A 20,069-nucleotide genomic window follows, 5' to 3' on the forward strand; every position below is an offset into this window, starting at 1 on the left:
CTATGGCCCGTGGCGCGGCGCGCGTCCAGACGCTGCGACTCTTGCGCGGATTCCCCGGCAACATGGTCCGCGCGACACGTGCGGCGCGCTAGGCGGCCATCCGGCGCGCGAGGTATGGCACGGCAAGGCGCAGCGTGGCGATCTGTGGATAGTCCGCCTCGGGAATGTCGACACCGGTCGCCTTGTGCAGGGCGGCCACAAGATTCAGCACGTCCATCGAATCAAGCTCGAGGTCGTCCTGCAGGTGATCGTCGGGGCCGATATCGTCGGCCGAGAGGTCAGGCGCGACATCGGTTAGCGCGGCCAGGTGGGCCGCACGGATCTCGTCTTCGGTCATAACTCCTCCGGGTGTTGCAGTTGCCGGTCGATCTCGGCCAGGAACTTGGCGCCGATCCGCCCGTCCGATGCCCGGTGATCGGCGGCCAGAGACACAGTGACGGTCTCGCGCACCGCCACTTCGTCCCCGTGCGGCACGGCGTCGGGCATGGGTGTGCCAAAGGCCACAAGCGCGACCTGGGGCGGGTAGATGATCCCCGCCATCGCCTCGACGCCCTTCTCGCCGAGGCTCGACAAGGTCAGCGTGCCATCGGTCATCTCGGAACTGCGCAGCCGTCCGGCGCGGGCGCGTGCCACGACGTCGCGCATCGCCGCCATCATCCCGTCAAGGCTCAGCGCGTGGGCGTTGCGGATCGCGGGCGCGATCAGCCCGCCGCCCCTGAGCGATACCGCAAGCCCTAGGTGGACCGCGTCGGCCTGCCGGAAACCCTCCTCCGTATAGTGCCCGTTGACGGCCTTGGCACCCAGCGCGGCCAGTGCGGTGGCCTTGGCGATCAGCGCCCCCATCAAAAGGCGCTCTTCGGGCGGGCGGGCGGCGTTACGGGCCGCCAGCCAATCCGTTGCAGCCTGCAGGTCGATGCGATGGAACAGGTAGTAATGCGGGATCTCGCGCTTGGACTTGGCCATGGCGGCGGCGATGGCCTTGCGCATCTCGGCCCGCGGGTCGGTGGGACGTTCCGGTATCGCAGCCGTCTCCGCGGCCCGCGTCGCCGGTCCCGCAGCCTCGACATCGGTCAGAACGATGGCACCGCTCGGGCCGGTACCGGCAAGCTTGAACAGATCGACGCCGCGCTCGGCGGCCAGCGCCCGCGCCGCCGGCGAAGCGGCAACGCCGGTCGCCGAAACTGTCGCCTCGACAAGCCTCGGCGCGGCCGGTTCGGGGACCGTGGCCGCGGCGGGCTTCGGGGCCGCCGGTGCGGGCGTCATTTCCGAAGCCGCCTCGCCTGCCCCCCGGATCAGCGCGAGCGGCGCGCCGACCGGCAGCTTCTGGCCGATCTCGGCCTCCAACCGCTCCACCGTTCCGCCCTCGAAAATCTCGATCTCGATGGCACCCTTCTGGGTCTCGACCACGGCGACGATATCGCCCCGTTTCACCCGGTCGCCGGGGGCGACGAGCCATTCGGCAAGGGTGCCCGCCTCCATGTCGGCGCCGAGGGATGGCATGGTGAAAACTCCCATCCTGCTACCTTCCCAGCGTGGCCTTCGCGGCCGCGACGATTTCGGGGACCTGAGGAATCGCGGCATCCTCCAGATGTTTCGGATAGGGGATCGGCACCTCTTCGGCGCAAACCCGCGCCAGCGGCGCATCCAGCGACCAGAAACAGCGCTCGTTGATCCGGGCGATGATCTCGGCCGAGAGCGATCCGCTGCGCCAGCCCTCGTCGACAACGACCGCGCGACGGGTGCGGGTGACGCTTGCGGCGATGGTTTCCTCGTCCAGCGGGCGAAGGCTGCGCAGGTCGATCACCTCGGCCTCGATCCCCTCACCCGCCAGCACGTCCGCCGCCTCGAGCACCTTGTAGAGCGACCCGCCATAGGTGATCAGGCTGACGTCCCTACCCGGCCGCCGGATCGCCGCGCGGTCGATCTCGACCGGTCCGGCGGCGGCGTCGATCTCGCCCTCGCGGTTGTAGAGCATGACGTTCTCGAAGATCAGCACCGGATCGGGATCCTCGATGGCCGTCCATAGCATGCCGCGCGCGTCCTCCAGCGTCGCGGGGGCCAGCACCCGCAGGCCGGGGATATGGGCGAACCAGCCCTCCAGTGAATGGGAATGCTGGGCCGCCAGCTGCTTGCCCGCCCCCGTGGCCATGCGGATCACCACGGGGCAGCCGAACTGCCCGCCCGACATGTGCCGGAGCGTGGCAGCCGTGTTCAGGATCTGGTCGAGCGCGAGCAGCGAGAAATTCACCGTCATCACCTCGACGATGGGGCGCATGCCGGCGGCCGCCGCGCCGATGCCCGCGCCCGTGAAGCCCGATTCCGAGAGCGGCGTGTCGCGGATGCGGTCCTCGCCGAACTCGTCCATCAGCCCCTTGGACACGGCATAGCAGCCGCCATAGGCGCCCACGTCCTCGCCCATCAGGAACACCCTGTCGTCGCGGGCCAACGCGTCGCGGATGCCCTGCCTGACCGCCTCGCGATAGGTCATGGTGACGGTCTTGCCCGAGGGTTCGGTCACGGGCGGGGGTGCGGGCCGGTCCTCGGCCACCACGTGGCGGGTCAGGGTCTCGACCGGCTCCCACGCGCTTTCCTCGGCAAAGGCGACGGCCGCGTCGATCTCGGCCGCGACCTCCGTCTCGATCTTCGCAATGTCGTCCTCGTGGACCAGGCCGTTCTGCAAAAGCCAGGTGCGGAACCGCAGGATCGGCCCCTTCTGCCGCCACACCTCGACCTCGGCCTTGTCGCGATACAGCTGGGCATCGAACATCGAATGCGCGCGAAAGCGATAGGTTTTCGCCTCGAGGAACACCGGCGTCCCCGTCTCGCGGATGCGGGCCAGCGCGCGCCGGGTGGCGGCCTCGACCGCCACGACATCCATCCCGTCGACCTGATGCGCCTCGATTCCGTAGCTTTCGGCCTTGCGGGTCAGTTCGGTCTGCGCCTCGGTGCGCGCCAGCGCCGAGCCCATGGCATAGCCGTTGTTTTCACACACGAACAGGACCGACAGCCCCCAGAGCTGGGCAAGGTTCATCGATTCGTGGAACTCGCCCTCGGCCACCGCCCCCTCGCCGAAAAAGCAGGCGGTGACATGGGGAGCGCCCTGCATCCGGTCGGCCAGCGCGAGGCCCACGGCCAGGGGCAACCCGCCGCCGACGATCGCGTTCCCGCCATAGAAATTGTGCGCGGCGTCGAAGATGTGCATCGACCCGCCCCGGCCGCCGGAACTGCCCGTGGCCTTGCCGAACATCTCGGCCATGACCGCGTTCATCGGCACGCCACGCACCAGCGCGTGACCGTGTTCGCGGTAGGTGGCGACGATGCGGTCGCCCGGGGCCAGCACCGGGATCACGCCCGACGCGATGGCCTCTTCGCCGTCATAGAGGTGCAGGAAGCCGCGGATCTTCTCGCGGGTGTAAAGTTCCGCGCAGCGATCCTCGAATTGGCGGATGCGGATCATTTGGCGAAGCAGGTCCAGCACATGGGTGCGCGTCAGGTGGGGTTTGTCGCCGGTCATGACTCGTCGCTCTCCAGCGTGGAAATGTCCCCTTCGGGCAGGCCCAGCTCGCGCGCCTTGAGAAGGCGGCGCATGATCTTGCCGGACCGCGTCTTGGGCAGGGTATTACGGAATACCACCTCGCGCGGCGCGACCGCTGGGCCCAGCTTCCTGCGCGCAAGACCACGGATGGATTTTTCCAATTCCTCAGAGGGTTCGAAGCCGGGATTGAGGCAGACATAGGCGCGCACGATCTCGCCCGCGGTCTCGTCGGGCAGACCGATCACGCCGGCCTCGGCCACCGCCTCGTGCTCGATCAGCGCGCTTTCCACCTCGAAGGGGCCGATCAGGTGGCCCGAGGTCTTGATCAGGTCGTCGGCACGGCCCACGAACCAGAAATAGCCGTCGGCATCGCGCATCGCCAGGTCGCCGGTCAGGTACCAGCCGCCGACGAAACACTTGTCATAGCGGGCCTGTTCGTGGAGATAGGCGCGCATCATCGAGGGCCAGCCGGGGCGCAGGGCCAGTTCGCCGATCTCGCCTTCCTTGCACTCTCGAACGCCGTCGCCGTCGCGTTCCACGATCCCCGCCACCTGCCCCGGCAGCGGCTTGCCCATCGAACCGGGCTTGATGTCCATGGCTTGTGTATTCGCGATGACAATGCCGCCGGTTTCGGTTTGCCACCAGTTGTCATGGAACGGCCGGCCAAAGACGCGCTTGCCCCAGACCACCGCCTCGGGGTTCAGGGGTTCGCCCACGCTCGCCAGGAACCGCAGCGCCGAGAAATCGTAAGGCGCGGCCGCTGCGTCACCCGCGCGCATCATCATGCGGATCGCGGTGGGGGCGGTGTACCAGATCTCGATCTTCTCGGTCTGAAGGGTGGAATACCAGCGGTCGAGGTCGAAGTCCGCCTCGTCCACCAGCATATGCACCCGGTTCACCAGCGGCGCGATGATCCCATAGGAGGTGCCGGTCACCCAGCCTGGATCGGCGGTGCACCAGTAGCGCCGCCCCGGCGCCATCTCGAGCGCAAAGCGCCCGGTCATCGCGTGATAGGCCACCGCGCCGTGGACATGCACCGCGCCCTTGGGCTTGCCGGTGGTACCGGATGTGAAATGGATCAGCGCGGTATCCTCGGGGTCCATCGGCACGGGGGCGAAATCGGGGGATGCCGCAGCCATCGCCGGGCCAAGCGCGACGCAACCTTCGGGCGCCTCGTCGCCGACGATGAAAATCGCCTTGAGCGAGGGCAAATCCCGCCACCACGGCGCGACCTTGCGCTTGTAGATCGACGCGGTTGTGACAAGCGCTTTGGCCTCGCCGATCTCCATTCGGGTGCGGATCGGTTCCGGCCCGAAGGCCGAGAACAGCGGCGAGAAGACCAACCCCGCCTTCAGCGTCCCCAACGCGGCGATGTAAAGTTCGGCCTCGCGACCCATCAGCCCGTAAAGCCGGTCGCCTACGCCCAGGCCGTGGGCGTACAGCACATTGGCAAATCTTGCGGTCTGCGCGCGCAGGTCTTCGTAGGTGAACTCTCGCCGCGTGCCGTCCTTGCCGAGCCATGTCATCGCGGGGGCGCCCCCATGGCCCGCCGCGACCTGGGCGTCCAGCGCTTCGTGCGCGATGTTGAGCTTGCCGCCGGGCAGGCCCGCCAGCATCGCGCGGGCATTCTCCCAGGTAAAGTGCGCGCGGATTTCGTCGGTCAGCGCAGCACTTGCGCGGACATCTTCAGGTTTCGGAATCGTCTCGAACGCCATGTCTCCTCCTCCCATGGCTTCGGGGTCGTCAGGTCATTTCTCGGCCTCCGCCACGTTGCGCTTGACGGCCAGAAAACTGTCGGGCGTCACCGAGATCGTGTCGATGCCATAGCCCACCAGAAGCCGGGCGAAATCGGGATCGTTCGAGGGCGCCTGCCCGCAAAAACCGACCTTGCAACCCACCGCATGCGCCCGCTCGATCACGGATCGGATCATCCATTGCACGGCGGCATTGCGTTCGTCGAAAAGCGCGGCCAGTTCGCCCGAGTCCCGGTCCACCCCAAGCGTCAGCTGCGTCAGGTCGTTCGACCCGATGGAAAACCCGTCGAAGCGCTTGGCGAATTCCTCGGCCAGGATCACGTTCGAGGGCACCTCGCACATGACATAGACCTGAAGGCCGTTTTCCCCGCGTTTCAAACCGATTGCGTCCATGACTTCAAGCACGCGGTCGGCCTCTTCGGGGGTACGGCAGAACGGGATCATGACGATCACGTTGTCGAATCCCATTTCCTCGCGCAGCCGCCTGATCGCCTGGCACTCAAGCGCGAAACCCGGGGCGTAGGCGTCCGAGTAATAGCGCGACGCGCCACGAAAGCCGATCATCGGGTTTTCTTCGTGGGGCTCGAACCCTCGCCCGCCCAAAAGGTCGGCGTATTCGTTGGTCTTGAAATCGCTCATCCGCACGATGACGGGTTCCGGGTAGACGGGCGCGGCGATCCGCGACAACCCCATCGAAAGTTTCTCTATGAAAAACTGTATTTTATCTTCGAAACCTGATGTGAGACGTTCGATTTCCTCACGCGTCGGCGCATCCAGCCGCTCAGGGTGGATCAGCGCCATCGGGTGCGCCTTGATCGCATTGTTGATGACGAATTCCATCCGGGCCAGGCCCACACCCGCAGAGGGCAGCCGCCACCAGCGGATCGCGGCCGACGGGTTCGCCATGTTCAGCATGACCCGGGTCCTGGTATCGGGCACGTCTGACAGGGCGATGTCCTCGACCGAATATTCCGCCATCCCCTCGTATACATAGCCGGTCTCGCCCTCGGCGCAGGATACCGTCACCTCCTGCTCGTCATGCAGGATGTGGGTGGCGTCGCCGGTGCCGACGATGGCGGGCAGGCCCAGTTCGCGGCTGACGATGGCGGCATGGCTGGTGCGACCGCCATGGTCGGTGACGATGGCGGCGGCACGCTTCATGATGGGAACCCAGTCCGGGTCGGTGATCGAGGTGACCAGGATCGCCCCGTCGACGAAACGGTCGATATCCTTGGCGCTTTCGATCACGCAGACGGGGCCGGTGGCGACCGCCGCGCCGACGGACAGGCCCGTCAGCAGGGTCTTGCCCTTGTCGTGGACCGTGTAGCTGCGGAAGCCCGCCGCATCGGCGCGCGACTGCACGGTTTCGGGGCGGGCCTGCACGATGAACAGTTCGCCCGTGTCGCCATCGCGCGCCCATTCCATGTCCATCGGGCAGCCATAATGGCGTTCGATCGTGGCGGCCATGCGGGCGAGGTCGAGGATTTCCGGATCGGACAGCACGAACCGCCCGCGCTCGGCCTTGGATGTCGGCACGTTGCGGGTGGATTGCCCGTCGCGGCCGTAGACCATCTTCTTTTCCTTGGCTCCCAGCGCCTTTTCCAGGATCGGGGTCAGGCCGGGACGGTCGAGGAAGGGCTTGTAAACCTGGTATTCGTCAGGCGTAACCGCGCCCTGCACCACGTTCTCGCCCAGCCCCCAGGCGGCATTGATCAGCACCATGTCGGGATAGCCGGTTTCCGTGTCCAGCGAGAACATCACCCCCGACCCGCCTGTGTCGGACCGCACCATCCGCTGCACCCCGATCGACAGCGCCACCTGCGCGTGATCGAACCCCTTGAGCCGGCGATAGGTGATCGCCCGGTCGGTGAAGAGCGAGGCAAAGCAGCGCCGGCACGCCCCCAACAGCGCCTCGGTGCCCTGCACGTTCAGAAAGGTTTCCTGCTGCCCGGCGAAACTGGCATCGGGCAGGTCCTCGGCGGTGGCGGAACTTCGCACGGCGACCGACACGTTCTCGACCCCGGCGCGGCGGGAAAGCTCGGCATAGGCGGCGGTGATCTCGGTCAGGATGTCGTCGGGCCAGTGGCCTTCGCGGATCATCCTGCGGATCGTGGCGCCGGCCTCGTGCAGCTCGATGCGGTGGGCATCCAGGGCCGCCAGCGTCTCGGCGATGCGCGCATCCAGTTCGTTATGGGTGATATAGGCGCGGTAGGCGTCGGCCGTGGTGGCAAACCCGCCGGGCACCTTGATCCCCTGCCCGCCAAGCGTCGCGACCATCTCGCCCAGCGAGGCGTTCTTGCCGCCCACGGTGGCGACATCGCCGCGGCGCAAATCCTCGAACCATTTCACCTGGTCGGCCATGCGCCCTCCTCCGTTCGCTTGGGGTCCCGGTGCACCAAGCCTACGGGGTGGGTCCTTTGATCCGCGTTGATCGGCATCAAGGCGAAACCGAGGCGCGGGCCCATATTGTGCGCGCGCCATGCAGACAGACGCCCCGCCCCCCGACCGCGCGAGCGGGCTGACCGATGCCGAGGCCCGCGCGCGGCTGGCCCGCCACGGGCCGAACCGGCTGGAACGGGGGCGGAAGATCTCGCCGTTGCGCATCCTGCTGCGCCAGTTCACCGGGTTCCTCGTGCTGATCCTGATCGTTGCGGCCGGCATCGCGCTGGCGCTGGGCGAGCGGATCGACGCCTTGGCGATCGGGCTGGTTGTCGTGCTGAACGGGATCCTGGGCTTTGTCCAGGAATGGCGCGCCGAGACCGCGCTGGACGCGCTGGGGCGAATGATGGCCAGTGCCGCGCGCGTGCTGCGCGACGGGGAGGAACGGCTGATCGACACCGAGGACCTTGTGCCCGGCGACGTTGTGATCATCGAGCCCGGGGACCGTGTGCCAGCCGACCTGAACCTGGACGCGGCGGCGCATTTGAAGGTCGACGAAAGCGCGCTGACGGGCGAATCCGTGCCGGTCGCCAAGGCCGCGGGCGAGCGGTTGTTCATGGGCACGACCGTGGTGGCCGGCCGCGCCGAGGGCGTGGTGGCGGCCACCGGCGCGGCTACCGAGTTCGGCCAGATCGCCACGCTGACCGGGGCTGTCGGAACCAAGACAACACATCTGCAACGCCAGCTCGGCCGGCTCGCCCGGCAGATGGGCCTGGCGGCCTTGGCGGTCGCCGCGCTGATCGGGGGGCTGGGGGTCGCGACCGGGCGACCACCGGTCGAAATGTTCATGACCGCGCTGTCGCTGGCCGTGGCGCTTGTTCCCGAGGGGTTGCCCGCGGTCGTCACGATCACGCTGGCACTGGGGGCGCATGCGATGGTGCGTCAGAGGGCGCTTGCGCGGCGTCTGCAGGCGGTGGAAACGCTGGGCGCGGCCTCGGTCATCTGCACCGACAAGACCGGCACGCTGACCGAGGACCGGATGACCGCCACCCGCATCGTGATGGCCGACCGCGCCTACGAGGTCAGCGGTACGGGCTATGACCCGGCCGGGCATATCGCGGGCCACGCCGGACGGGTGCGCGCTGCGGACGATGCCGGGCTGGCCGCCCTGCTGGAAACCGCGCTGATCTGCAACCATGCGCGGCTGGTGCGGCGCGGCGGACAGTGGCAGATGGTGGGCGAACCCACCGAAGGCGCGCTGGTAACACTGGCCTACAAGGGATGGGCGCCGCTGCCCGACCGTGACGTGGCCGAGGCGGAATTGCCGTTCTCGTCGGACCGCAAGCGGATGAGCGTGCTGGCCCGCGGCCCGGATGGCCATATCCTTCACACCAAGGGCGCCCCCGAGCCTGTGCTCGACCGTTGCAGCCATGTTTGGATCGAGGGCGCACCCGTGCCGCTGGGCGCGGCCATGCGCAGACAGCTGGACCGCGAGTACGAAGAGATGGCCGCCGACGGGCTTCGGGTGATCGCCCTGGCCCGGCGGGTCCAGTCCAATGACACCCTGCCCCATGACGAGGCGGGTCTGTGTTTCCTCGGCTTCGTCGGTTTGATCGACCCGCCCCGGCCCGAGGTCGCGCCCGCGATCCGCGCGGCGCGGGCGGCAGGCATAAGGGTGATCGTGATCACCGGCGACGCGGCGCTGACGGCGCAGGCCATCGCCCGGCAGGTCGGGTTGAACGTGGCACAGGTGATCCGGGGCGAAGCACTGGACGCGATGGACGACGATGGGCTGCGCGTGGCGCTGACCGGCGACGTGCTTTTCGCGCGCACGGCGCCTGCGCAAAAGCTGCGCATCGTCACGGCATTGCAGGACCAGAGCCAGATCGTGGCGATGACCGGCGACGGGGTCAACGATGCGCCCGCGCTCAAGAAGGCCGATATCGGCGTGGCGATGGGCGAACGGGGCACCGATGTCGCGCGCGACGCGGCCGACCTTGTGCTGCTCGACGACAATTTCGCGACCATTGTCCGGGCGATCCGCGAAGGCCGGCGGCAATACGAAAACGTGCGCAAGTTCGTCCGCTACCTGCTGTCGTCCAACGCGGGCGAGGTGGTGGCGCTGGTCGTGAACCTGATCCTCGGCGGGCCGCTGATCTTTCTGGCCACGCAGATCCTTTGGATGAACCTGGTCACCGACGGGCTGACGGCGGTGGCCCTGGGACTGGAGAAGTCGACGCCGGGCCAAATGGAGCGCCCGCCGCGGCCCAGGTCGCAACCGATCCTGGGCCGCGGCGGCTTGCTGACGATCCTGGTCTTCGGCAGCTATACCGGTGCGGCAAGCCTGTGGGTGTTCTACACGCTCTTGCCGATGGGCGAAGGGCTGGCGCGCAGCGCGGCCTTCACGGCGATGATGATCTTCGAAAAGGTTTCGGTCTTCGCCTTCCGGTCGTTGCACCTGCCGTGTTCGCGGATCGGCTGGGTCTCGAACCCGCTGCTGCTGGGTGCGTTGGCGATCACCTTGGGGGCGCAGGTGGCCGCGATCTACTGGCCGCCGTTGCAGACCCTGTTGCAGACCCAGGCGCTGGGCTGGACCGAATGGTGGATGATCCTGATGCTGGCGCTGCCGCTGGTGCTGGTGCCCGAGGTGGTCAAGGCGCTGATCTCGTGGCGCAGCGCCCGGAGCTAGCCTACCCGCCCCAGCATGTCGCGGGCTGCGCGCGCGATCACGATTTCCTCGTCGGTGGGGATCACCAGCACGCGCACCCGGCTGAGATCGGTGCTCACCAGCGTTTCGCCCCGCGCGTTGCGCGCGTCGTCCAGTTCCAGGCCGATCCAGCCCATGCCCTCGCAGACCTTGTGCCGGATCAGGACGGAATTCTCTCCGATGCCACCACAGAAAACCAGCGCGTCCAGCCCCCCCAGCGCGGCGGCCAGGGCGCCCAGTTCGCGCCGGATGCGGAACACGAAATAGGCGATGGCCTCGCGCGCGGCGTCGGTGTCGGCCTCTTCGAGCCGGCGCATGTCGTTCGACAGACCCGAAAGCCCCAAGAGCCCGGACTTGCGATAGAGCAAATCCGAAATCTCGGCGACACTCATGCCTTCCTGCTCCATCAGGTAGAGCACCACGCCCGGGTCCAATTGCCCCGAACGCGTGCCCATCGGCAGCCCGTCGAGCGCCGAGAACCCCATGGTGGACGCGATGGATCGCCCGCCGATCATGCCGCACATCGACGCCCCGTTTCCCAGATGCGCGACGATCACCCGCCCGGAATGCAGGTGCGGTGCGATCTCGGCCAGCCGGCCGGAGATATAATCATAGCTCAGCCCGTGGAACCCATAGCGCCGAACGCCCTTGTCGTAATAGGCGCGCGGCAAGGCGAAGGTATCGTTGACCCAGGGGTGGTGGCGGTGAAAGGCGGTGTCGAAACACGCGACCTGTACCGCGTCGGGAAAGGCGGCGAGCGCGGCGCGCACGCCGGCAAGGTTGTGCGGCTGGTGCAACGGCGCAAGCGGTTCCAGCGTGGCGAGATCGGCCAGCACCTCGGGGGTCAGACGTGCCGGCGCGGCGTGCTCGGGGCCGCCATGCACCACCCGGTGGCCCACCGCGCGAAGCTGCGCGTGCGGCCGTTCACGGGCGATCAGGTCCAACGCGCGGGCCAGCGCCCCGGCATGATCGGCCGCATCCTCGGCGGGCAGCGGTGCGTCGGACAGGACCGAGCCATCCTCGCGGGTTGCGCGCATGTGGGGCTGACTGCCGATCCGGTCGATTTCGCCCAGGATGCGAGGGGTGGGGTCGCCGCGCCCGTCGCCCAATTCGAACAGTCCGAATTTCAGCGAGGACGACCCCGCGTTCAGCGTCAGCGCGTGCACCATCGGCCTACTCCGCCGCCCGGTCGGCCGGTACCGGCAGCAGCCCGGTCACCCGCGCATTGTGCAGCGCCGCCACCGCGCAGGAAGCCAGCCGCGCCTTGTCGTCGTCGGACCGCGAATTCAGGATGATCGGCACCCGCGCGCCCATCACGACGCCCGCCCCTTCGGCATGGCTGATATAGGCCAGTTGCTTGGCCAGCATGTTGCCCGCGTCGATATTGGGGACCACCAGCACCTCGGCCCGGCCCGCGACCTGGGATTTCAACCCCTTGGTGCGCGCCGCGGAAATGTCGACGGCATTGTCCATCGCCAGCGGACCGTCGACGATACCCCCGGTGATCTGTCCGCGCTCGGCCATCTTGGACAACAGGGCGGCGTCCAGCGAGGAGGGAATGTCGGGGTTCACGGTCTCGACCGCCGAAAGCACGCCAACCTTGGGTTCGGCGATGCCGATCGAGCGGGCAAGGTCGATGGCGTTCTGCACGATATCCATCTTGCAGCGCAGATCGGGGGCGATGTTGATCGCGGCATCCGTGACCAGCAGCGGATGCGGCACGCCGGGCACGTCCATCACGAAGACATGGGTAAACCGGCGACCGGCGCGCAAGCCGTTCTCTTTCCTGAGCGCGGCCTTGAGCATCACATCCGTATGCAGATGCCCCTTCATCAGCGCGGCGGCCCGGCCCTGCACGACCAGGTCGACGGCGATGTTCGCGGCATGGACATGGTCGGTCGCATCGACGATTTCGATACCGTCGAGCGAGGCCCCCAATTCTGTCGCGGCTGCTGAAATCCTTGCGCGGTCGCCGATCAAGATCGGTGCGATGATCGTGTGCCGCCCGCCCAGAAGCGCCCCCCCCAGCGACTTGGGCTCTTCGGGCGCGATCACCGCGGTGGGCAGCGGCGGCAGTGGTTCCGCCCGCGCGATCAGTGCGTCGAAATGGCGGTGACGCTCGACCAGCAGGCCGGGGATTTCAAGGTCTTCGAAGACCATCTTGCGGGCGGGGGCCTGCACCTCGGCCTCGCCGGTCAGGATCACCGCGCCGTCGGCCTTGCGCGTCACCTCGGTGCGCATGACGATCCCGTCGGGCGGATGCTTGTCGGTGACGGTGACGCGGGCGACCAGTTCGTCCCCGGCATGGGCGCGGGCGTGAAACAACAGGCTTTGGGCACGATAAAGCGATCCGGCGCCGGGAAGGACGTTGCCGATCACGGCCGAGACGAGCGAGCCTACCCACATCGCGGGCGCGACCGTCTCTGGTGCGCCATCCCCGTCGCCGTCATAGCGCGCCAGGTGAAGGGGGTTGTGGTTCCCCGAGGAGGTGGCGAAGACGTAGAAATCATCCTCGGTGCAGATGCGAACGATTTCGGCGCTGTCGCCCGGGGCGATCTCGTCGAAGGTTCGGTTCTCCTCGATCTTCATGCGGCCCTCATTCGGCGGTTTCGGCCCGCGTGCGGGCGGGGTTGCGCATGCCCGGGATGCGGGCCCGTGGCGCGGCGGCGCCGGCGCCGTCCCGGGCCGCGGCATGCGAGGCGTTCGGCGGGGTGGCGAAGGCACGCGCCCAGGGCGCGGACCAGATGGCGTGAAACCCGATCTCGGCGGCGGCATCGCGCATCCCGCAGGCCAGGTCGATCCATTGTCCGGCCAGATCCGCCGTCATCCGTTCCATCCAGAGAAACGGGTTGTCGGGTGCGGCCGCCTTGCGGTCCTCGCGCACCCGCTGCGCCGCCGGGGCGATCCCGGCCATCCAGGGATTGCGCGATGACAAGGCGGCATGGCCCAGGCGCAAGGGATGGACGGCGCGCCATGCCTCGGCCAGGGGCGGCGCGACGGTGGCACGCAGCACCGGCCCCGCGATCGCGTCATAGGCCCCAGCCTGCAGCCGCGCCGCGCGCGCCGCGGCGGCGAAGGCCAACGCTTGATCCGGCTCGGTCCAGATCGTCTGAAGGTCGCCGAAACCGCAAGGCGTAACCGAAAGGGTGACCTTGCGCGCGCGGCCCTGCCCCTCGATCGATTCGACGGCCAGCAGGTGAAGCCCCGCATCGAGCCCTGCAATCGCGTCGAACGCGGGCTGTCCACCGATCGCCGCGCCCAGCAGCAAACCCGGGGTCGCCTCCGGATCCACCATCACCACGATGCACTGACCCGCAGCCCGGATATCCTCGGCATCGGCATAGGTGGCGGCAAGCCAGCCCAGCGCCTGCTGCGGCGTGGCAGCGAGATCGCCGGGACGGGCGCACAGAACGACCGGCCCGCGGATCGCGCGCAGGTCCAGCGCGCGGCCATGTCCCAGGCTGGCCGCGTTGCACGCCAGCCGGTCGCCCGGCGGCAGCGCAGCATCGGCCCAGCGCGCTTCGGTCGCGGTCGTCAGTCCAACGCCCCCGCCCCGGTGCGCGGCCTCGACGACCTGCGGTGCCGCACGATCCGCCTCGGCATAAAGGCGTGCCATCGGTTGCAGCCAGCCGGCATTCGGGTCGGCCAACGCGACCTGAAGCGTGCCCGTCGCCGTATCGAACACCCCGCCCCCCAGATCACCCAGAAGCGCCGTCACCGCCCCGCCCGCAAGGCGTGGCGCCCGGCCCGGCACACCCGGCGCAGGCGCGATCGGCACACCGTCCAACACCAGCGGCCCCGAAAAGCTGCCATGCGTGGCGGCCAGCCCCAGCGGCAGCCAGCCACCTGGCCCCTGCCCCAGAACCAGCGGCGGCGGGGCCGCCGGATGCCGTCGCGCGACCGCGTCGACGAAAGCCGCACAAGCATCGAGCACGTCGGCCACGGTCTGGCCCGGCACAGGCATTCGGGCGAAGGCGACGGCATAGACCGGGTGCCCCGCCCGCAGCGCCGCCGCCGCTGCCCGGTCCAGCCCCGTATCCTGCCCGGTTCGGGCCGCCAGCAGCAGAACCGGTCGGGCGATTTCAGTCGCGGGCGAGGCAGGCACCAGTCGCAGCAGTCGGGCATTACAGGGCGGCGACAGCGTGTCGCCATCCATCACCGGTTCACAGGCCTGCGCGGGCGCCGGGGCGTCGTCCGCCGCCTCGGCGGCGAGCGTCGCATCCGCCTGCTGGCGCAGAATATCGGCGGCCAGAACCGCCCGTTCGGCCGAATCCCTGAGGTAGTCTTGCCAATGCCCGGCCCAGTCGCCCGGCGTGGCATGCCGCCCGCTCAGCCGTGCAACCTGCATCACCCGTGCAACCTGGCTGAACCGGTCGTGCCAGCGATTGCCGTGGTCCCGGGCCAGCGCGCCGGCATGGGTCAGCGCGATCTCGTTCAACCGCCAGGCGGCGTGAATCGCTCCGAACGGGTCAAAGGCACTGTTGCGACCCTGTGCGCCGGTCATTGTCCCGCTCTCCGGTCTGCGCGCCGCTGGCCCATCTTGCCGTCCCTTCTGTTCGGTTCGCCCTCGCAGCATATCCGCTGGGAAACAGCTTTGCACGCGCAGCGTCGCACCCGCGTCGGATCGACGGTGAGGCCCCACGATGACACCACGGTGACAGGCCCGTGCCGCGTAGCTACCGGCGCGAGAAATCCAGTGTCCGCAAGGCCGCCAAATCGGGAGAGTCGGGATTCTCCAGACCCCCGGTCACCGCATGCACGGTCTCGACCAGGCATCGCAGCCTCTCGATCTCGTCCGCGGCAAACGCCCCGGCGGACCTGGTATGGCCCGTGATCGTCCGTGACGTGCGCGGGCCGGTGGCGATGGTCACGCCGTTTCTCAACCCATGATTGCGTGCAAGTTCCACCACACCTGCCGGATCGTCGAGGTCGGGATCATCCCAGAGCAGCACGCCGGTATTCTCTAGCCCCCAGCGCACCACCGGGTCGGCCAGCATCAAACCGTTTTCAGAATAGAAATCACTCCACTCCCGGGAATAGTTTTGATACAGCAGCAGAGGGCGCGTGTATCGAATGTGGATCGCGAGTGCAAAACCCGTGTCGCATAGTTCTCCTAGGGCGGAGAGAAGTTCCGAAACTTTCCTTACCCTGTTCATGGCCCCAGTCTTCTCGTGCAAAAGTTGAGTGGCATTCCCCGACGCCACCCGCTAGGACCATCAGCTATATCGTTTTGTCGAAGACTTGAACCATGTGAGCCGCAGTCAGCCTTATGAGCCTGATCAAGAAATATGCCGACCGTCTCACCCAGCTTGCCTCGGGCGGCTGCTATGTGGCGCTGCGGGTCGGCTTCTCTTATCCGGCCGAAGAATTGAACCGCCTGCCCGAATGCTGGGTCGAGCACTACACGGCGAACGGGCTGGTGGTGCACGACCCGGTGATGAAATGGGTTTACGGCAATACCGGGATCACCGCATGGGACCGGATGGAAATCGAGGACCCGCGCGGGGTGCTGCGCGATGCGCAACGCTTCGGGCTTCGGTATGGTGCCGCGGCCAGCGTGATTTGCCCGAACGAACAGGGCCGGCGCAGCTATGGAAATTTCGCGCGCGACGACCGGCCATTCACGGCGTTGGAGATGCGTGAACTGCTGGCAATCGTGACCCATTTGCACAGGGCCGGTTCCCCGCCGCGACGATTGACACGCGCCGAGACCGAGGCTCTTAAGCTGCAGGCGGACGGTCTCAGGCTCAAGGAAATCTCTGCCGAACTGGATATCTCGATGAGCGCGGTGAAGGCGCGACTTGCCAATGCAAAGCGAAAACTCGGCGCGCAAACCCCGTCGCAGGCAGCCTCGATCGCGCGCTGCCACGGCGTCATTTAGGGCCGAACGTTCCACGCCCGTAACGCGTCCCGTCTGCGGCCGAAACGCATTTGTTAGCTTTCAGAATCCGCTCTGCAGCGCGTTCCAGGTTTTCCTCGCCCACCGGCCCCGTGTCTTCGTCGACCAGCTTGGCTGGGACATGCCTCATGACGGGCGCGTCGAAACGGACCGGCGTGACATGGCGCGTGAAGACCCCGCGGTGACGTTGCGTGCCGGCCGTTTCATGGGCGGCGTGCGATTGATACCGACCACCTCGACAAGGAGGCCGAACTTCGAAGAATGCCCAACGCCTGCCAACGCAAACGGATGCATATCACGCCAAGCCGCGTAGCTGACGCCATCGCGGGTTCCGGCGTCCGGGTTCGAACACGCCTTTCGCTGGGCACCTGCAACCGCATCCGCTAAGACTGGCCCAGCTTCAGATTGCGCCCCGAGGACCTGCGCCCATGACCAAACCGATTGCCGATGTCACCCCGAACACCTGGGATTTCCTGCGCGAACCGATGATCGCACCCACGGGCTTTCGGGAATATGACGCGCGGTGGCGCTTTCCCGAAGAAATCAACCTGCCCGGCATGACGGCCCTTGGGCTGGGGCTGGGTACGCAGATGCAGCGCCGTGGCATTCGTCCCGAGATCGCGGTCGGAAACGACTACCGCGACTATTCGCTGGCGATCAAGCAGGCGCTGATGCTGGGCCTCGTCCAGGCCGGGATCACGGTGCGCGACATCGGCCCGGCGCTGTCGCCCATGGCCTATTTCAGCCAGTTCCACCTGGATGCGCCCGCCGTCGCCATGGTCACGGCCAGCCATAATCCGAACGGCTGGACCGGGGTCAAGATGGGCTTCGAGCGCCCGCTGACCCATGGCCCCGACGAAATGGCCGAGCTGCGCGATATCGTGCTGAATGGCGAGGGCGAACCGCGACCGGGCGGCGGTTGGGCGCGCGCAGACGGCGTGCGTGCGGCCTATATCCACGACTTGGTGGCCGAATTCCGCATGAGCCGCCCGCTCAAGGTCGTCTGCGCCACGGGAAATGGAACGGCGTCGGATTTCGCCCCTGAAATCCTGGAGCGGATCGGCGTCGAGGTCGTGCCACTGCATTGCGACCTGGATTACACTTTCCCGAATTACAACCCGAACCCCGAAGCGATGGAAATGCTGCATGACATGGCCCTCGCAGTTCGGGAAAGCGGCGCCGATCTGGCGCTGGGATTCGACGGCGACGGCGACCGCTGCGGGGTGGTGGACAACGAGGGCGAAGAAATCTTCGCCGACAAGATGGGGGTGATCCTGGCGCGCGATTACGCCCGCCTTTATCCGGGGGCGAAGTTCGTGGTCGACGTCAAATCGACCGGCCTCTACCACAGCGACCCGGAATTGCAGGGCCTCGGCGCGACGACGGAATACTGGAAAACCGGGCATAGCCACATGAAACGGCGGGTGCATGCCACCGGGGCGCTGGCCGGGTTCGAGAAGTCGGGCCACTATTTCCTCGCCGGACCGGTGGGGCGCGGCTACGATTGCGGGATGCGGGTCGCGGTCGAGATCTGCAAGCTGATGGACCGCAATCCCGGGAAGTCGCTGTCAGACCTGCGCAGGGCGCTTCCGCGGACCTGGTCCTCGCCCACGATGTCGCCCTATTGCGCTGACACCGAGAAGTACGCCGTGCTCGACCGGCTCGTTTCGAAGCTGCAGGCTTTGAAAACGTCGGGCGGCACATTGGGGGGGCGGGCGATTTCCGATATCGTCACGGTAAACGGTGCACGCGTGATGCTTGAAAACGGTGCGTGGGGCCTAGTGCGGGCGTCTTCGAACACGCCGAACCTGGTGGTGGTCTGCGAAAGCCCCGAAAGCGCGGCCGAACTGCGTGCCATCTTTGCCGATATCGACGCGGTGATCCGTACCGAACCGGCCGTCGGGGCCTATGACCAAAGCCTTTGAGCGGGAGTTGCAACGCCATTTCCTGCCGCCAATCCGGCGCACCTGCGGTTCGGCGTTAACGAATTTCTCGGCAATCTCTCGCTGATTCCCTGTAATTTGACATCCGCAGGTGGGTATTTAAACGGTGTTCCCCCTCGCGCCGGTAGAAAAACCTGTCTAAAATGACATGTGGTAAGTCTTTGTGATCTACGGCCAACCATAGACCGTGGCGCAAAGCATGCGCTGGAAATCAGAGCGGCAGGAATACAAATGGCAAAAGACATCGACAAGCTCTCACTCGCCGAGCTCAAGCAGCTTCGCAAGGACGTGGACAACGCGATCGCCTCGTTTAAGGATCGCGAAAAAGCGAAAGCCCGGGCAGCACTCGAGGAAAAGGCAAAGGAATTCGGTTTTTCACTGGATGAAATAGTCGGAAAAAAATCCCGCCGCAGCAAGGCGCCGGCGAAATTCCGCAACCCCGAAAACCCCGCCGAAACCTGGAGCGGACGCGGGCGACGGCCGAAATGGCTGGAGGATTCTTTGAACAAGGGCAGCCAACTCGAGGATTTCCTGATCGGCTGATCGTTTCGACGGCCCGGCCCCAGATGCCGACCGTGCGCAAAGCCAAACCCTTGCCCCAGGCCTTTGGGCAAGGGTTCTGATCTGCGCGGTTGGGGCGTGATACACGCACGCGCGCTATGGCCAAGAGCGGCGCAGAACGTGTAACAGCGGGGCATCGAGTGATCCCGCGAAAGGCGTTCCATGCGCATCTTCATCACCGGCACCGCCGGGTTCATAGGCTATCACCTCGCCGAACTGCTTCTGGCCGAGGGGCACGATGTCCACGGTTTCGACGGCTTCACCGATTACTACGACCTTGACCTCAAGCGCCGGCGCCACCAGCGCTTGCTGCAAAGCCCGAACTATGCCGCGACCGAGGCGATGCTGGAGGACGACGCGGCACTATCCGCCGCGGTCGACGGCTTCGCCCCCGAGGTGATCGTTCATCTCGCAGCCCAGGCAGGCGTGCGTTACAGCCTGGAAAACCCGCGCGCCTATATCGACGCCAATCTGGTGGGCACCTTCAACGTTATGGAGGCCGCGCGCCGGCACCGCGTCGCGCATCTTCTGATGGCCTCGACCTCTTCGGTTTACGGTGCCAACACGGACATGCCGTTCGCCGAAACGCAAAAGGCCGATACGCCACTGACGATCTATGCCGCCACCAAGAAGGCGACCGAGGCGATGGGCCATGCCTATGCGCACCTTCACGATCTTCCCACGACGATGTTCCGGTTCTTCACCGTTTACGGCCCCTGGGGGCGCCCCGACATGGCGCCGATCAAGTTCGCGTTGAAAATCGCGAGGGGCGAACCGATCGACGTCTACAACCACGGCGAGATGTGGCGCGATTTCACCTATGTGACAGATCTGGTGCGTGGAATCCGGCTGTTGATCGACGCCGTGCCCGAACGCCCCGCCGATGGCATGGTGCCCGAGGGCGACAGTCTCAGCCCGGTCGCACCTTTCCGCATCGTCAATATCGGCAATTCCGACAGCGTGAAGCTGACCGATTTCATCGACGCGCTCGAGTCGGAACTGGGCCGGCCCGCGATCCGCAACCTGATGGAGATGCAGCCCGGCGACGTGCCCGCGACCTGGGCCGATGCCTCGTTGCTGATGCGTCTGACAGGCTATCGGCCCGAAACGGATTTCCGCGAGGGCGTGTCCCGTTTCGTCGCGTGGTTTCGCGACTATTACGCCATCTAGCCGCAGGAACGGGCTTGCCCCGATGCGTCGGGCTTGGCTAGGGTTTACCGGGGGTGATGGCCCCGCCTAGGGAAGGGGCGGGTGTTACGCCATGTAAACATCTGTTCTGCAAGATCGGTCC

At 66.9% G+C, this 20,069-nt stretch carries 14 protein-coding genes; 5 read left to right on the top strand and 9 right to left on the bottom strand.

What is annotated here, in order from left to right; translation table 11 throughout:
- Nucleotides 1-88 precede the first annotated feature (88 nt).
- Genes EV662_RS18010 through ppsA form a run of 5 tightly spaced genes read right to left on the bottom strand, consistent with a single transcriptional unit; the run spans nt 89 to nt 7,650 of the window.
- Nucleotides 89-337 carry an acyl carrier protein gene (locus tag EV662_RS18010; RefSeq protein ID WP_132465826.1) on the bottom strand — a complete coding sequence of 83 codons (249 nt, stop codon included), beginning with the start codon at nt 335-337 and terminating at the stop codon, nt 89-91.
- Nucleotides 334-1,500, bottom strand: a complete 1,167-nt coding sequence (locus EV662_RS18015) for a dihydrolipoamide acetyltransferase family protein (protein ID WP_243695898.1) — start codon at nt 1,498-1,500, stop codon at nt 334-336. The genes EV662_RS18010 and EV662_RS18015 overlap by 4 nt, the downstream gene beginning before the upstream one ends.
- Before the next feature lie 19 nt (nt 1,501-1,519).
- A complete protein-coding gene (pdhA, locus tag EV662_RS18020; RefSeq protein ID WP_132465832.1) occupies nt 1,520-3,514 on the bottom strand; it encodes a pyruvate dehydrogenase (acetyl-transferring) E1 component subunit alpha in 1,995 nt (664 codons plus the stop codon).
- Nucleotides 3,511-5,250: an acetate--CoA ligase gene (gene acsA, locus EV662_RS18025; RefSeq protein ID WP_132465835.1), complete on the bottom strand. Its 1,740-nt coding sequence runs from the start codon at nt 5,248-5,250 to the stop codon at nt 3,511-3,513. Before acsA ends, pdhA begins: the two co-directional genes overlap by 4 nt.
- A gap of 33 nt (nt 5,251-5,283) precedes the next feature.
- A complete protein-coding gene (gene ppsA, locus EV662_RS18030; RefSeq protein ID WP_132465838.1) occupies nt 5,284-7,650 on the bottom strand; it encodes a phosphoenolpyruvate synthase in 2,367 nt (788 codons plus the stop codon).
- Between the two features lie 118 nt (nt 7,651-7,768).
- On the opposite strand from ppsA, the gene EV662_RS18035 reads away from it, so the two are divergent.
- Nucleotides 7,769-10,357 carry a cation-translocating P-type ATPase gene (locus EV662_RS18035; protein ID WP_132465841.1) on the top strand — a complete coding sequence of 863 codons (2,589 nt, stop codon included), beginning with the start codon at nt 7,769-7,771 and terminating at the stop codon, nt 10,355-10,357.
- Here the strand turns inward: EV662_RS18035 and EV662_RS18040 are convergent.
- The 4 genes from EV662_RS18040 to EV662_RS18055 form a co-directional block, all read right to left on the bottom strand.
- A complete protein-coding gene (locus EV662_RS18040) occupies nt 10,354-11,544 on the bottom strand; it encodes an acetate/propionate family kinase (protein WP_132465844.1) in 1,191 nt (396 codons plus the stop codon). The genes EV662_RS18035 and EV662_RS18040 overlap by 4 nt on opposite strands.
- Before the next feature lie 4 nt (nt 11,545-11,548).
- On the bottom strand, nt 11,549-12,964 hold the full coding sequence (locus EV662_RS18045) for a bifunctional enoyl-CoA hydratase/phosphate acetyltransferase (protein ID WP_132465847.1): 1,416 nt from the start codon (nt 12,962-12,964) through the stop codon (nt 11,549-11,551).
- Nucleotides 12,965-12,971: 7 nt separating this feature from the next.
- Nucleotides 12,972-14,879, bottom strand: coding sequence for a DUF3141 domain-containing protein (locus EV662_RS18050; protein ID WP_165915650.1), 1,908 nt, complete (start codon nt 14,877-14,879; stop codon nt 12,972-12,974).
- 172 nt (nt 14,880-15,051) lie between these two features.
- Nucleotides 15,052-15,531, bottom strand: a complete 480-nt coding sequence (locus tag EV662_RS18055) for an autoinducer binding domain-containing protein (protein ID WP_132465852.1) — start codon at nt 15,529-15,531, stop codon at nt 15,052-15,054.
- Between the two features lie 113 nt (nt 15,532-15,644).
- Here EV662_RS18055 and EV662_RS18060 point away from each other — a divergent pair, with 113 nt between their 5' ends.
- The 4 genes from EV662_RS18060 (at nt 15,645) to EV662_RS18075 (ending at nt 19,948) form a co-directional block, all read left to right on the top strand.
- A complete protein-coding gene (locus EV662_RS18060; protein WP_132465855.1) occupies nt 15,645-16,256 on the top strand; it encodes an autoinducer binding domain-containing protein in 612 nt (203 codons plus the stop codon).
- Nucleotides 16,257-16,702: 446 nt separating this feature from the next.
- Entirely contained in the window at nt 16,703-18,199 is a 1,497-nt protein-coding gene (locus EV662_RS18065) for a phosphomannomutase/phosphoglucomutase (protein WP_132465858.1), read from the top strand.
- Between the two features lie 249 nt (nt 18,200-18,448).
- Complete coding sequence (locus EV662_RS18070; protein WP_132465861.1) at nt 18,449-18,760, top strand: H-NS histone family protein; 312 nt, start codon at nt 18,449-18,451, stop codon at nt 18,758-18,760.
- 180 nt (nt 18,761-18,940) lie between these two features.
- On the top strand, nt 18,941-19,948 hold the full coding sequence (locus EV662_RS18075; RefSeq protein ID WP_132465864.1) for an NAD-dependent epimerase/dehydratase family protein: 1,008 nt from the start codon (nt 18,941-18,943) through the stop codon (nt 19,946-19,948).
- The last annotated feature ends 121 nt before the right edge of the window (nt 19,949-20,069 follow it).

This window comes from Rhodovulum marinum (assembly GCF_004343075.1).
Taxonomy (GTDB): domain Bacteria; phylum Pseudomonadota; class Alphaproteobacteria; order Rhodobacterales; family Rhodobacteraceae; genus Rhodovulum; species Rhodovulum marinum.